This is a genomic window from Pseudomonas benzenivorans (assembly GCF_024397895.1).
In the GTDB taxonomy this organism is placed as follows: Bacteria; Pseudomonadota; Gammaproteobacteria; order Pseudomonadales; family Pseudomonadaceae; genus Aquipseudomonas; species Aquipseudomonas benzenivorans_A.
The window spans coordinates 1006468-1020015 of sequence record NZ_CP073346.1; the positions used below are offsets into that span (position 1 = coordinate 1006468).

Annotated in this window: 14 protein-coding genes and 2 pseudogenes; 6 read left to right on the forward strand and 10 right to left on the reverse strand. The window is 62.7% G+C overall.

Annotated features, from left to right (window positions below; genetic code table 11):
• Positions 1–3: 3 nt before the first annotated feature.
• The 7 genes and pseudogenes from tolQ to aspS form a co-directional block, all read right to left on the reverse strand.
• The gene (gene tolQ / locus KDW96_RS04680) at positions 4–675 is read right to left on the reverse strand and encodes a protein TolQ (protein WP_255840476.1); all 672 of its coding nucleotides are present in this window, start codon (positions 673–675) and stop codon (positions 4–6) included.
• Positions 676–679: 4 nt separating this feature from the next.
• Positions 680–1160 (reverse strand): annotated as a pseudogene (gene ybgC, locus KDW96_RS04685) (tol-pal system-associated acyl-CoA thioesterase).
• Positions 1161–1210: 50 nt separating this feature from the next.
• Positions 1211–2263 carry a Holliday junction branch migration DNA helicase RuvB gene (gene ruvB, locus KDW96_RS04690; protein WP_255839268.1) on the reverse strand — a complete coding sequence of 351 codons (1053 nt, stop codon included), beginning with the start codon at positions 2261–2263 and terminating at the stop codon, positions 1211–1213.
• Positions 2264–2419: 156 nt separating this feature from the next.
• Positions 2420–3025 carry a Holliday junction branch migration protein RuvA gene (gene ruvA, locus KDW96_RS04695; protein WP_255839269.1) on the reverse strand — a complete coding sequence of 202 codons (606 nt, stop codon included), beginning with the start codon at positions 3023–3025 and terminating at the stop codon, positions 2420–2422.
• A 21-nt stretch (positions 3026–3046) separates the two neighbouring features.
• Entirely contained in the window at positions 3047–3571 is a 525-nt protein-coding gene (gene ruvC, locus KDW96_RS04700; protein ID WP_255839270.1) for a crossover junction endodeoxyribonuclease RuvC, read from the reverse strand.
• A gap of 175 nt (positions 3572–3746) precedes the next feature.
• A complete protein-coding gene (locus KDW96_RS04705) occupies positions 3747–4493 on the reverse strand; it encodes a YebC/PmpR family DNA-binding transcriptional regulator (protein WP_255839271.1) in 747 nt (248 codons plus the stop codon).
• 82 nt (positions 4494–4575) lie between these two features.
• Entirely contained in the window at positions 4576–6351 is a 1776-nt protein-coding gene (aspS, locus tag KDW96_RS04710; protein WP_255839273.1) for an aspartate--tRNA ligase, read from the reverse strand.
• Between the two features lie 295 nt (positions 6352–6646).
• On the opposite strand from aspS, the gene KDW96_RS04715 reads away from it, so the two are divergent.
• The 5 genes and pseudogenes from KDW96_RS04715 to KDW96_RS04730 all read left to right on the forward strand — a co-directional run bounded on the left by KDW96_RS04715 (position 6647) and on the right by KDW96_RS04730 (position 10321).
• Positions 6647–7765: an HD domain-containing phosphohydrolase gene (locus KDW96_RS04715; RefSeq protein WP_255839274.1), complete on the forward strand. Its 1119-nt coding sequence runs from the start codon at positions 6647–6649 to the stop codon at positions 7763–7765.
• 135 nt (positions 7766–7900) lie between these two features.
• Positions 7901–8371, forward strand: coding sequence for a Dps family protein (locus KDW96_RS04720; RefSeq protein WP_255839275.1), 471 nt, complete (start codon positions 7901–7903; stop codon positions 8369–8371).
• Positions 8372–8480: 109 nt separating this feature from the next.
• Positions 8481–9548, forward strand: coding sequence for a GGDEF domain-containing protein (locus KDW96_RS04725; protein WP_255839276.1), 1068 nt, complete (start codon positions 8481–8483; stop codon positions 9546–9548).
• A gap of 170 nt (positions 9549–9718) precedes the next feature.
• Positions 9719–9991 (forward strand): annotated as a pseudogene (locus KDW96_RS22060) (cold shock domain-containing protein membrane protein); the annotation flags it as partial.
• Positions 9992–10087: 96 nt separating this feature from the next.
• Positions 10088–10321, forward strand: a complete 234-nt coding sequence (locus tag KDW96_RS04730) for a cold-shock protein (protein WP_255840477.1) — start codon at positions 10088–10090, stop codon at positions 10319–10321.
• 51 nt (positions 10322–10372) lie between these two features.
• Here KDW96_RS04730 and KDW96_RS04735 read toward each other — a convergent pair whose 3' ends face one another.
• A complete protein-coding gene (locus tag KDW96_RS04735; RefSeq protein WP_255839277.1) occupies positions 10373–10579 on the reverse strand; it encodes a SlyX family protein in 207 nt (68 codons plus the stop codon).
• A 3-nt stretch (positions 10580–10582) separates the two neighbouring features.
• Complete coding sequence (locus tag KDW96_RS04740; RefSeq protein WP_255839278.1) at positions 10583–11005, reverse strand: HIT family protein; 423 nt, start codon at positions 11003–11005, stop codon at positions 10583–10585.
• Positions 11006–11718: 713 nt separating this feature from the next.
• Between KDW96_RS04740 and KDW96_RS04745 the strand changes: the two genes are divergently transcribed.
• Complete coding sequence (locus KDW96_RS04745) at positions 11719–12981, forward strand: OprD family porin (protein ID WP_255839279.1); 1263 nt, start codon at positions 11719–11721, stop codon at positions 12979–12981.
• Between the two features lie 93 nt (positions 12982–13074).
• On the opposite strand, the gene KDW96_RS04750 is transcribed toward KDW96_RS04745, so the two are convergent.
• A complete protein-coding gene (locus tag KDW96_RS04750; protein WP_255840478.1) occupies positions 13075–13485 on the reverse strand; it encodes a PaaI family thioesterase in 411 nt (136 codons plus the stop codon).
• Positions 13486–13548: the final 63 nt, after the last annotated feature.

Consider the following 13548-nt stretch of genomic DNA (forward strand, 5'->3'; position numbering starts at 1 on the left):
GGCTTAGTCGTCGGTGGTATGCACTTTGCGGTGCAGGATCGCCTGGAACTCGTCGGCGAAGGTGTAGTAGCGACCAATCAGCATCTCGCCGCGGGCAGCGAAGCGGTTGTAGGCGATCACCGCCGGAATCGCGGCAAACAGACCGATGGCCGTGGCGATCAGCGCCTCGGCGATACCCGGCGCCACCGTGGCGAGGGTGGCCTGCTGCACCTGGGCCAGGCCGCGGAAGGAGTTCATGATGCCCCATACGGTTCCGAACAGACCAATATACGGACTGGTGGAACCCACGGTGGCGAGAAACGGCAGCGCGGTTTCCAGCTTTTCTTCCTCCCGCGAGATGGCCACGCGCATGGCCCGCGACACACCGTCCATCACCGCATCCGGGTCGACCCCCTGCTGCTGACGCAGCCGGGAGAACTCCTTGAAGCCGGCACGGAAGATCTGCTCCAGGCCCGAGTCCGGGTCCGGATTGCTGCCCGCCTGACGGTACAGCTTGGACAGGTCGATACCCGACCAGAAGCGCTCCTCGAAATTATCCAGGGCACGCTTGGCCGCGCGAATGGCGGTGCTGCGCTGGAAGATCATCACCCAGGAAATGACCGAAGCGGCCACCAGGGTCAACATCACCAGCTGCACTACCAGGCTGGCGTTGCTGATCAAGCTCCACATCGACATATGGTCAACGGCGTTGACGTTGGCTTCCACGCTTACTCTCCTGCTCTAGATGGACCGGCACCGCCCGTCTCGGCAAAGGCCGCTCGCAGCGTTTCGGGAATGGCCCGGGGTTTCAAATTGTCGGCACGCACACAGGCCACCAAAAACTGCCCTTCACAGAGCAGCACATCATCCGCCACCCGCCTGACTCGTTGACGAAAACGCAGGCTGGCGCGGTTCAACTCGATTACGTCGGCGCTGACCAGCAGCTCATCGTCCAGACGTGCCGGCGCGTGATAACGCGCCTCTGCGGAATGCACGACGAACAACAGGCCCTCACCGGCCAGCGTCGACTGGGCAAAGCCCAGGTCGCGCAGCCGCTCGGTGCGGGCCCGTTCCATAAACTTGAGGTAATTGACGTAGTAGACGATGCCGCCGGCATCGGTGTCCTCGTAGTAAACACGACAACGATGGGCGAACGGCTGAACTCCGTTTTGCGCGCGCATACTCTAGTGCCAGCTCCTGCTCTTGCCAATCGGGTGCAGCAAGTATTTTTTCACGGGCCACCGTCCTCGAATAAGTCCGCTACCGGCGCCTCCCCCATCCGCTTCGGGGTATTCAGGCCGAAGTGCAGGTAGGCGTGACGGGTCACCACCCGCCCCCGCGGGGTGCGCATCATATAGCCCTGCTGGATCAGGTAGGGCTCCAGCACGTCCTCGATGGTGTGGCGCTCTTCACTGATCGCCGCCGCCAGGCTATCGACGCCGACCGGGCCGCCGTCGAACTTCTCGATCATGGTCAGCAGCAAGCGACGATCCTGGTGATCGAAGCCGCGCTCGTCGACGTCGAGCAGGTTGAGCGCCAGGTCGGCGATCTGCCGGGTGATCTCGCCCTTGCCCCGCACCTCGGCGAAGTCACGTACGCGGCGCAGCAGGCGGTTGGCGATACGCGGCGTACCGCGGGCGCGGCGGGCGATTTCGAAGGCGCCCTGGGCCTCGATCGGCAGGCCGAGGATACCGGCCGAGCGATCGACAATGGTCGCCAGGTCCTCGACGCTGTAGAACTCCAGGCGCTGGACGATGCCGAAGCGGTCGCGCAGCGGGTTGGTCAGCATGCCGGCCCGGGTGGTGGCCCCCACCAGGGTGAACGGAGGCAGATCCAGCTTGATGGAGCGGGCCGCCGGCCCCTCACCGATCATGATGTCGAGCTGGAAGTCCTCCATGGCCGGATACAACACTTCCTCGACGATGGGCGACAGGCGATGGATTTCATCGACGAACAGCACGTCGCCCGGCTCGAGATTGGTCAGCAGCGCCGCCAGATCACCGGGACGCTCCAGCACCGGACCGGAGGTGCTCTTGATGGACACCCCCATTTCCTGGGCGATGATATTGGCCAAGGTGGTCTTGCCCAAACCGGGCGGGCCGAAGATCAGGGTGTGATCGAGGGCCTCGGCACGGCCTTTGGCCGCCTGAATGAACAGTTCCATCTGCTCGCGGACACTCGGCTGACCAATGTACTCGGCCAGCTTCAACGGGCGAATGGCACGATCCACCTGTTCGTCGCGGTCACGCGGGGTGGCGGTAATCAGGCGGTCGGCTTCTATCATCTGCGATTCTGTCTCGGGATTGGGTTGAGGGGTCACTGCGATCGTCGCGTCAGGCCGTGAACGGGCCACACTGTACGCCGGCAAGCGGCAAATCAAGCGGCACCGCTAAGCGGCCGACGAACCCCCACTGCCGTTCTGCGCGACCAGGGGCGCCGACTAGATCATGCCCTTGAGGGCACGGCGGATCATATCTTCACTGCTCAGCCCCTCTTCCTTGACGGCCGAGACCGCGCGACTGGCCTCCTGCGGCTTGTAGCCGAGGGAAATCAGTGCGCTGACCGCATCATTCTCCGCGCTTGAGACTGCGCCGATGCCCTGAGGTTCCACCACCAGGGTCGCCATGCCCGGCACGGCCTCCCAGGCCTTGAAGCGCCCCTTCAATTCCACCAGCAGGCGCTCCGCGGTTTTCTTGCCGACGCCCGGCACCCTGACCAGGGCCGAGGTGTCCTGGGCCTGCACGCAGCGCACCAGCTCATCGACCTCCAGGCCGGACATCAAGGCCAGGGCCAGCTTCGGGCCGACCCCGTTGAGGCGGATCAGCTCGCGAAACAGCTCGCGCTCGCGCTTCTCGAAGAAGCCGTAGAGCAGGTGGGCGTCCTCGCGCACCACCAGGTGGGTGTGCAGGGTCAGCGACTCCCCCACCGCGGGCAGACGGTACAGCGTGGTCATGGGCACCTCCAGCTCGTAGCCCAGGCCATTCACATCCACAATCACGTGCGGCGGCTGTTTCTCCGCCAAGGTGCCGCGCAAACGTCCGATCACCACTGTTTTCCTTGAGTAACGTTACAAACGAAGACGCCCACCGCGCCGCTTGGCCCCGGACAGGCCGTGGGGGATCAGGCTCTGCCGATGATGGGCATGGCACAGGGCGATGGCCAGGGCGTCCGAGGCATCTATCTGCGGCTTCTGCACCAGTTTGAGCAGGTGCATGACCATCATCTGCACCTGCTCCTTGTCCGCCCCGCCGCTGCCGGCAATCGCCTGCTTGACCTGGGTGGCGGTGTACTCGGCCACCTCCAGCCCGGCCTCGACACCGGCAAGGATCGCCGCGCCCCTTGCCTGACCGAGCTTCAGCGCGGAGTCGGCATTGCGCGCCATGAACACCTGCTCGATCCCCATGGTCACCGGACCGTAACTCTCGATCACCTCGCGCACCCCGCGAAACACGATCTGCAAGCGCTCGGGCAAGGCTCCGCTGCCGGTGCGGATACAACCGGAGGCGACATATTCGCAACTGCGCCCGGTGTCGCGCACCACCCCGTAGCCGGTGATGCGCGAGCCGGGATCGATGCCGAGGATCAGGGTCATGACCGGTCTTCCATCCAGGCTGCCGAGACTTGCCGACAACCCTACTGTTTATTTATCCAGCTAGCGAGTATAGGGACTGACCCGCGCCCAGTCACCCGACCAACGCCCATAAAAAAGCCGGAAGCACTCGGGCACGCCTCACCCGATAGCTTCCGGCCCCTCAGCCCCGACTCGATCAGCCAAGCTGCTCCATGATCTCGTCGGGAATCTCGGCGTTGTGGTAGACGTTCTGCACGTCGTCGAGGTCTTCCAGCATGTCGATCAGCTTGATGACCTTCTGCGCGGTTTCCAGGTCCTCGATGGGCGCACCTATCGAGGGAATCATGGCGATCTCGGACTCGTCGCCCTTGAAACCGGCTTCGCCCAATGCCTCGTTGACCGCATGAAAGTCGCTGAAGGGGGTGTAGACCTCGACCGAACCGTCCTCACCGCTGACCACATCGTCGGCGCCGGCCTCCAGGGCGGCCTCCATCAGGGCGTCTTCGTCGACGCCCGGGGCGTAGCTGATATGGCCCTTGCGTTCGAACATGTAGGCCACCGAACCATCGGTGCCGAGGTTGCCGCCGCACTTGCTGAAGGCGTGGCGCACTTCGGCGGCGGTGCGGTTGCGGTTGTCGGTCATGGCCTCGACGATGATGGCCACGCCGCTCGGTGCATAGCCCTCGTAACTCAGCTCGGTCATGTTGTCGGCTTCGTTGGTGCCGGCACCACGAGCGATGGCCCGATCGATGACATCGCGCGTCATGTTCGCGGTCAGCGCCTTGTCCACCGCCAGGCGCAGACGCGGATTGTCCGCCGGCACCCCGCCACCTTTGGCCGCTACGGTCAGCTCACGAATGATCTTGGTGAAAATCTTGCCGCGCTTGGCGTCCTGACGCCCCTTGCGGTGCTTGATGTTGGCCCATTTGGAATGACCAGCCATATTTCACTCCATCTTGCTTCGAATCGGATTGTGCCGCCCAAAACCAAGGAGCCTGGCAAATCCAGGCTCCTGTGGGTAAGGCTTACTCGGCCGTGGGCTGCTCGCGCAGGCGGATGTGCAGCTCGCGCAGCGCCTTGTTGTCCACCTCGCCCGGGGCCTGGGTCATCACGCAGGCCGCACTCTGGGTCTTCGGGAAGGCGATCACTTCGCGGATCGACTGGGCGCCGGTCATCAGCATGACCAGACGATCCAGGCCGAAGGCCAGACCACCGTGAGGCGGGGCGCCGAACTTCAGGGCGTCGAGCAGGAAGCCGAACTTCTCCTGCTGCTCATCCTCGCTGATGCCGAGCACGCGGAACACCGCCTGCTGCATGGCCTTGTCGTGGATACGGATCGAGCCGCCACCCAGCTCGGTGCCGTTGAGCACCATGTCATAGGCCCGCGACAGTGCGGTGGCCGGATTGGCCTCCAGCTCCTCGGACGAGCAGCTCGGCGAGGTGAAGGGGTGGTGCAGCGAGGTCAGGCTGCCGTCGTCGTTCTCTTCGAACATCGGGAAGTCGACCACCCACAGCGGCGCCCACTCGCAGGTCAGCAGGTTCAGGTCGTGACCCAGCTTGATGCGCAGCGCACCCAGGGCCTCGCTGACGATCTTGGCCTTGTCGGCGCCGAAGAACACGATGTCGCCGTCGACCGCACCGACGCGGTCGAGGATCACCTCGAGATTCTCCGCCGGGATGTTCTTGACGATCGGCGACTGCAGACCCTCGACGCCCTTGGCGCGCTCGTTGACCTTGATATAGGCCAGACCCTTGGCGCCGTAGATGCCGACGAACTTGGTGTAGTCGTCGATCTGCTTGCGCGGCATGCTCGCCCCGCCCGGTACGCGCAGTGCGGCCACGCGGCAGTTCGGGTCGTTGGCCGGACCGCTGAACACCTTGAACTCGACCTGCTGCAGCTGATCGGCCACATCCACCAGTTCCAGCGGGATGCGCAGGTCCGGCTTGTCCGAGCCATAGCGGCGCATGGCCTCGGCGAAGCTCATGTGCGGGAACTCGCCGAACTCCACGTCCAGCACTTCCTTGAACAGCTGGCGGATCATCTTCTCGGTGATGCCCATGATGTCGTGCTCATCGAGGAAGCTGGTCTCGATGTCGATCTGGGTGAACTCCGGCTGACGGTCGGCGCGCAGGTCTTCGTCACGGAAGCACTTGGCGATCTGGTAGTAGCGATCGAAGCCGGCCACCATCAGCAGCTGCTTGAACAGCTGCGGCGACTGCGGCAGGGCGAAGAAGCTGCCGGCGTGGGTGCGGCTCGGCACCAGGTAGTCGCGCGCACCTTCCGGCGTGGCGCGGGTGAGGATCGGTGTTTCCACGTCGAGGAAGCCGTTCTCGTCCAGGTAGCGACGGATGCTGCTGGTGATGCTCGAGCGCAGCTTCAGCTTGGCCGCCATTTCCGGACGACGCAGGTCGATGAAACGGTAACGCAGACGAGTTTCCTCACCGACGTCAGAGTACTCGTTGAGCGGGAACGGCGGGGTTTCCGCCTCGTTCAGCACTTCCAGCTCGTAGCCGAGCACCTCGATGGCCCCCGAACTCATGTTCGGGTTCACCGCACCAGCCGGACGCAGGCGAACCTTGCCGGTGAGCTTGACCACGTACTCGCTGCGCACCTTGTCGGCGGCGGCGAAGGTATCGGCGCGATCCGGATCGAAGACCACCTGGGCCAGGCCTTCACGATCGCGAATATCGAGGAAGATCACCCCGCCATGGTCGCGGCGGCGGTGCACCCAGCCGCAAAGGGTGACTTCCTGGCCGTCCAGGCTTTCGTTCAGTTGGCCGCAATAATGGCTGCGCATCATGGTGGTAGTCGCTTCTCTCGAGTCTTGAATTCATTGAGCCGCAGCATCTGCGGCGCGCTTGATCATTCCAGTGACTTGCCGACAATCGGCTAGCCTAACCTGCAGGTAAACGCGGCATGTTCGGCGTTCCAGCGCCCGAATGGGCCAGCGCCACCCGCGCGCCAGACAGCCTTCGACCGGAATGCTGCGGCAAAGCGCGAGATTATATATGGTTAGGCCGTGACATGCAGCCGCCGGCCCGCGCGCAACTGCCAGGCGCCTCTATACTCAGGGCGGATTTCAGGGGAGATCGAATATGGCCACACCGCGCATTGCCGAGCTGAGCAGCGACCAACTGGATGACTTCCGCCAGGAAGCGAGCGAGCAGTTCCAACGCTGCGAGCAGCTGCTGATCGAGCTGGAGCATGCGCCGGAGGATGAAGAGCATCTGCGTGACCTGTTTCGCCAGGTACACACGCTCAAAGGAAATCTCGGCATCGTCGGCCTGAGCGCGCTGTTTCCCCTGCCGCAGGCCCTCGAGGATGTGCTGGACCGCCTGCGCCAGAGACAGCTGGACTTCGACAGCCTGCTCGGCGACATCCTGCTACTGAGCCTGGATCACCTCAAAGAACTGCTCGAGCAGGCCTATGGCGGCCCCGCCGCCCGCCTGAGCGACGAGCAGATCGACGCCCTCGGCCAGGCCCTGCGGGCACTGGCAGCCGCACCGCAGGAGCGACAAGCCCACGTGCGCCGCGCCTTGCTGGAACAGCTGGACCCCAGCACCAGCTTGCTCGCCCCCACCGCAAGCAGTGACCTGCCCGCCGCAGAGCTTGCCAAGCGTCATGGCCTGGCGCTCGACGCGGACCTGCTGTTTTTCCTGGAATTGATGCAGGCCAGCGAGCGCCGCTCCCACTACTGGCAAGGCCGCGGCATGCGCATCCTGGACCTGGCACTGACCATCAACCGCCTCGGCGAAAACCCCGAGGATCCGGCCCAGCTGGCGGCAGCCGTATGCCTGCACGACCTGGGCATGGCATTTCTGCCACTGGACATCCTGCACAAGAACGCCCGCCTCTCGGATGCAGAGCGCACGCAGATGCGATCGCACCCGGATGTCGCCTACGACATGCTCAGGCGCATGCCCGACTGGACGATCGCCGCGGAAATTGCCCTGCAGCACCATGAGCACGCCGACGGCAGCGGCTACCCCAAAGGACTCAAGGAAGCTGAAATTCGACCCGGAGCCCTCATTCTTAATATCGTCGACACCTTCGATGCACGCACCCACGAACGCGCTCATCAGACCCTGAGCAAGCGCCCCCTGTTGCGCGCCATCCTGGAGATCAACGGCCTGGCCGGCAGCCAGTTCAGCGCCGCCTGGGTCGAAGCCTTCAATCGCACCCTGCATCAGGAGCCCGAACTGGGTCACCGCTAAACACCTTCTGCATCGAACAGCGCCGCTCTATCACCGCCATTAGTATGAGGCTAGGGCGTGTGCGGCCAGGCCCATGCTAGGCTGCGGCTCTTTTCAGGGCGAATCCTGCCCCAGCCAACTGAGAGGAGACATGGCATGGAAATCAACATCGGAATAGCCGAACAAGACCGCGCAGCGATCGCCGAGGGCCTGTCACGCCTGCTGGCCGACACCTACACCCTGTACCTGAAAACCCACAATTTCCACTGGAACGTCACCGGCCCGATGTTCAACACCCTGCACCTGATGTTCGAAGGGCAATACACCGAGCTGGCGCTGGCCGTCGACCAGATCGCCGAACGCATCCGCGCCCTGGGCTTCCCGGCACCCGGCACCTACGCGGCCTACGCGCGCCTGTCCTCGATCAAGGAAGAAGAAGGCGTGCCGAGCGCGCCAGACATGATCAAACAGCTGGTGCAAGGCCAGGAGGCCGTGGTGCGCACGGCTCGCGGCATCTTTCCGCTGCTCGACAAGGTCAGCGATGAACCCACTGCGGACCTGCTGACCCAGCGCATGCAGGTCCACGAGAAGACTGCCTGGATGCTGCGCAGCCTGCTGGCTGCCTGATTCACCCCGGACACCGGCACAAAGCCCGCCTTATACGGGCCTTGTGCTAGGCGCAGGGCGCGGCCTTGTTCTATGCTTTGGCCATTCGCAGCCTGCCACAGTGACGTGCATGAGCCAGCCAAGCAAAGCCCCGACCATCCTAGAGCTCTACCCCGAGGGAACCCGCGAATCAGCCGAACTCCTGAAACAGGCCGTGCCGCTGATGATGCGCCACGACATCCCGCCCAATCCGCTGCACTATGCCCTCTGGTACACCTACAGCAGGGGCGAAGAACCGGAACTCAATCGCCGCCTCGACAAGACCCTCGATGACTTCGAAAGCTTCCCCCCGGAAACGGCGGCCAAGCTGTTTCGCGACTTCATCATCCGCGGCGAGCTCGAAGAAGCCCGCGCCGGCCAACAGCAGGTCATTGAGCTGGTGGACGACATCGAAGGCGATATCTCGCGCAGCGTAGTCGGCAGCCGCAATTACCAGCAGAGCCTGGAGCAAGGACTGGCGGCACTGCATGAGCCGCTGATCGACGAACTGCCCCACGTCCTCACCGACCTGCAGCACAGCACCCAGCAGATGCAGGATCAGCACGAAAAGTTCCTCTACCGCCTGCGTGCAGCCCAGGACGAGATCCAGCACCTGCGCAGCCAACTGGAGCGCGCCCACCTGGCCGCGACCCTGGACAGCCTGACCCATGTCTTCAACCGCCACGCCTTCACTCGCCTGCTGGAACAGTCGCTAAGCGGCGACCACCAGGGCGTTGCCTTGGTGATGCTGGATATCGATCACTTCAAGCAATTCAACGACCAGTACGGTCACCCACTGGGCGATCGGGTCCTGCAGACCATCGGCCAGTTGCTGCGCGAAACCCTGCCGCCCCGCGCCATGGCCGCCCGCTACGGCGGCGAAGAATTCTGCGTCGTCTTGCGCGAGTGCTTCGACCTGGAAAGCGCCCGCGTCTTTTCCGAGCAATTGCGCCTCAAGATCCAGTCCCTGCGAATCAAGGTCCGCCGCACCGATCAGGTACTCGACAGCATCACCGCCTCGTTCGGCTTCGCCCTCGCCGAAGCCGGCGACAGTGTCGAGAGCCTGCTCACACGCGCCGACGACGCCCTCTACCAAGCCAAACGCAATGGTCGAAACCAGGCCCAACCCGGCCCTACGGAAGCCGAACTCAGCGCCTGATTTGAGTACCCCTCCTCTTTGCTGTTAAATACGCCCCGTGCCGCCGACCCGCAACTCCGGGTCTGCGCATAGGCTGGTCCCGCCCGCATCTTCAACGCCCTCCTTCACATGGCCAAGCATGCAGAGCCAGCTCTTCCTCGCGACCCTTTATCAAAGTGAGTTCATCAAGCATGTTGAAAATTGTTCATCTTCTAACAGGTGCCGCCGCCCTGCTGCTGTCCTTGACACCCAGCCTCGGCGGTACCGCCTTGCCGCTCCTGCAAAACCCTGACGCCCTGTGCCTCGCCCTGTTTGGCCTGCTGAACCTGCTCCTCGCACCGCAACTGCCGATCTGGCACGCCGGCCTGCGCCACCAACTGCAGAACCTGGTTTCTGCCGTACTGATTCTGGCCGCCCTATTGCAAGCCCTGATCCTGCTGGCCCCACTCCCCCTGATCGCCGGCCAACCGGCCCTGCTCTTCAGTTTGCTGGGCGTCGGCGCCGCGGTGGCACTGCACCTGGGTACCAACCTGCGCCTGCAGCCCCGCGAGCAGGCCTCGATGCCGAGCGGCGCAGACCGCGAAACTGGAACGGTGAAGTGGTTCAACACCTCCAAGGGTTTCGGCTTCATCTCCCGCGATTCGGGGGACGATATCTTCGTTCACTTTCGCGCCATCCGCGGCGAAGGCCATCGGGTACTGGTCGAAGGCCAACGCGTGGAGTTTTCCGTCATGCAGCGCGACAAGGGTCTGCAAGCGGAAGACGTCATAGCCGCCCCGCCACTGCGCCGCTGATCCAGCGCCCACAGAAAAGCCCGCTATTCGCGGGCTTTTTTATTTGATCCATTAGTAGTGAGGCGGCGGCGCCTCATCCTCATCATCACCGAACTGCCCACCAAGTTCCTCCTGACGCTTGGCCAGGGCCTCCAACTGCAACTGCACGCGCTCGAGCAGTCGCTGCTGCGCCACAATCTCGTCACTAAGAGCCTGAATAGTGTCATCCTGGAACGCCAAGCGGCTTTCCAGTTCTGTAATACGCGCTTCTACACTCATCGGTCATTCCTCAAAGCGGAAGTTATCGGTCAGCACCAGGCGTAACTTGGCCTTGATCGCCGTTACTTGCTCATCGGCATAAAGCTGCGTCGGATGCTTGCCCCACACCGGCGCCGGCCAGGCGGCATCGCTGCGACGCCGCACAATGACATGCATATGCAACTGACTGACCACATTACCCAGGGTCGCGACGTTCATCTTGTCGGCCGCGAAGGTATCCTTGAGCGTCTCTGCCAACAGCGTGGTTTCCTGCCAGAGCTCCCGCTGATCGCGGGCATCGAGCTGGAATAGCTCGCTGACTTCCTCACGACGCGGCACCAGAATAAACCAGGGATAGTGCGCATCGTTCATTAGCAGCAACCTGCACAGAGGGAAATCCCCGATGACCAAGGCGTCCTGCTGAAGACGTGAATCCAAGGCGAACATACCGCAGCCTCCTGCTCGACCAGTCAATAGAAACAGCTTAGCGGCAGAACCCCAGGTGGGGCGCACCAAGCGATGGAGCGCGAAGAATACGCGGGAAGTGCAGGCACTTCACGCCCAGCCACCGGAACAGACACGCCTGCACTGCTACACAGCGCGGCCCCGCCGATTGCACCGGCAGGCGCACCATTATGTTTCTTCCCGTAATAAATAGTGTGCCTGCGTTACCGTCCTCTCGCAGAGGCATAACGGATATCCAATGCCTGGCAGCGAGCACGAGCTACATCGCCGCCGTACTACCCAAGCGACGCGCCCCCCCGGAAAGCACCGTTTCCAGGCAGGTTGAAGCGCCCAAAAGCAGCAACCGAGAAAGCCAAAGCCCTGACATGACGATTCGTATACAGTTTGAGCACGCATTTTGCTTTAAGCTCCGACCATGCCCGGACGCCTATGCGCGCCCCGGCATGGCTTGGTTGCTTGCAACCGAAACGCCAGATTTTTGTCAGCGCTCCATCGCCGCACGTTGAAATCTACAAGAAAGCGACATCCACCACCGGCATTTGCGACACCGCCCGGATGAACGCAAAACGAATAGATTGCAACTATCGCCAACTTTGGCTGCGTGCTATAAGTTAGCGCCGACACAAAAAGAAAGAGCCGCCCATATAACAACTAGATGGGCAGCGCAACTCTTCCAAACCAAAGGAGCAGTCACGATGCAAGTGATGAAGTGGAGCGTAATCGCCCTGGCAGTAGCCGCGGGCACCACCCAAATGGCAGTCGCCTCGAGCCAGTCCGAGTCCAAGGGTTTCATCGAAGACAGCAGCTTCAACATCTTCAACCGCGCCCTGTACCACAACCGCGATTTCAAAAACGAGACTCAGGCTGCTGGCAAGCCGGGTTACCGTGAAGAATTCGGCCTGGGCATCCGCCTGCTGGCCGAATCCGGTTTCACCCAGGGCACCGTTGGCGTGGGTGTTGACGCTCACTCCCTGTCCAGCATCAAGCTGGATACCGGTAAAGGCCGCCGTGGTCTTGGCCAGTTCGACGTGGACGGCGATGGTAGCGCCGAGGACACTCAGACCGAAGTAGGCGGCGCGATCAAGTTCCGCATCTCCGACACGGTGCTGAAGCACGGCAACCAGATGGTCGCCAGCCCGGTATTCTCTACCGACGACAGCCGCATCCTGCCGGAAGTTGCTACCGGTACCCTGCTGACCAGCGATGAAATCGCAGGCCTGCAACTGACCGCCGGCCGCTTCACCGCACTGAGCAGCCAGGTCAGCACCGACCGTGACACCTTTGGTCTGGAGTCGGCCAATATCGTTGGCGCCAGCTACAGCTTCACCGACAACTTCAGCGGCGCCATTCACGCCTCCGATGTTGCAGACCAGTTCACCAAAAAGTACATCAACCTGAACTACAACCTGCCGCTGGCCGAATCTCAGTCCCTGAACTTCGACTTCAACGGCTACAAAACCGACGATACAGGCAGCAACCCGAACGAGATCGACAACAAGATCTGGTCCCTGGCAGCAGCCTACAACATCGGCGCACACACCCTCACCCTGGCCCACCAGCGCTCCAGCGGTGACACCGGCTACGTCTACGGCATTGACGGTAACGGTACTATCTGGCTGAGCAACTCGGTTCAGGTTTCCGACTTCGATCAGGCGGATGAGCGTTCCTGGCAAGTTCGATACGACCTGGACATGGCCTCCTATGGCGTCCCGGGCCTGAAGTTCATGACCCGCTACGTCACCGGTGACAACGTCGACCACGGCGTAGGTGTCGAGGAAGGCAAAGAGCACGAGTGGGACCTGGAAGGTCGTTACACCATTCAGGAAGGCGCTGCAAAGGACTTGATGGTCCGCGTGCGTAGCGCGATTTATCGTGCCAACAGCTCTCATAACGCCAATTACGCCAGCGACCGCAATGACTTCCGCGTCATCGTCGAATACCCGCTGAACGTGCTGTAAGCCAGCGTTAGCTCGATAGCAACACGAAAAAGCCCGGCTCTGCCGGGCTTTTTCTTTTCCGCATTATCTATCCCGACCGAGTCACAGCCAAACCTATGCCAGGGGCAGGGCGTAGGTCCCGGTTACATGGGCGACCAACTCATCCTCAATGCCCGCCGAGTACAGCGACACCTCACACACCGCCTGACGCCGACTCAAGCGCAGAATGCGCGCCTCGGCCAGCAGGTCCACCGGCCTGGGTTTGACCAGAAAGTTGATATTGAGGTTCGAGGTCACCGCCATCTCGACCCGCCCCAGGCTTCCGAGCACCACTGCGTACATGGCCGCATCGCCCAGGGCCATGATGGTCGGGCCGGAAATGGTGCCGCCCGGGCGCACCAGCTTGGCGTGAAACGGCACCCGCGCCAGCACACCGGACTCGTCCAGCCGATCGATGCGCAGGTCGATATCCTCGGCCATCGGCAGCCCCGCGCGGATCAGTGCCTGCACCTCGCGTGCAGTCAGTCCTGCCATATGTCCTCCTGAATAGCAGCGGCCCTTTGCAACCTGTACGCCACAGTACAGGCA

Coding starts and splice junctions, on each gene's coding strand:
- tolQ (WP_255840476.1), bottom strand. CDS start 675: ATGTCGATGTGGAGCTTGATCAGCAACGCCAGCCTGGTAGTGCAGCTG.
- ruvB (WP_255839268.1), bottom strand. CDS start 2,263: ATGATAGAAGCCGACCGCCTGATTACCGCCACCCCGCGTGACCGCGAC.
- ruvC (WP_255839270.1), bottom strand. CDS start 3,571: ATGACCCTGATCCTCGGCATCGATCCCGGCTCGCGCATCACCGGCTAC.
- KDW96_RS04705 (WP_255839271.1), bottom strand. CDS start 4,493: ATGGCTGGTCATTCCAAATGGGCCAACATCAAGCACCGCAAGGGGCGT.
- aspS (WP_255839273.1), bottom strand. CDS start 6,351: ATGATGCGCAGCCATTATTGCGGCCAACTGAACGAAAGCCTGGACGGC.
- KDW96_RS04715 (WP_255839274.1), top strand. CDS start 6,647: ATGGCCACACCGCGCATTGCCGAGCTGAGCAGCGACCAACTGGATGAC.
- KDW96_RS04720 (WP_255839275.1), top strand. CDS start 7,901: ATGGAAATCAACATCGGAATAGCCGAACAAGACCGCGCAGCGATCGCC.
- KDW96_RS04725 (WP_255839276.1), top strand. CDS start 8,481: ATGAGCCAGCCAAGCAAAGCCCCGACCATCCTAGAGCTCTACCCCGAG.
- KDW96_RS04730 (WP_255840477.1), top strand. CDS start 10,088: ATGCCGAGCGGCGCAGACCGCGAAACTGGAACGGTGAAGTGGTTCAAC.
- KDW96_RS04735 (WP_255839277.1), bottom strand. CDS start 10,579: ATGAGTGTAGAAGCGCGTATTACAGAACTGGAAAGCCGCTTGGCGTTC.
- KDW96_RS04740 (WP_255839278.1), bottom strand. CDS start 11,005: ATGTTCGCCTTGGATTCACGTCTTCAGCAGGACGCCTTGGTCATCGGG.
- KDW96_RS04745 (WP_255839279.1), top strand. CDS start 11,719: ATGCAAGTGATGAAGTGGAGCGTAATCGCCCTGGCAGTAGCCGCGGGC.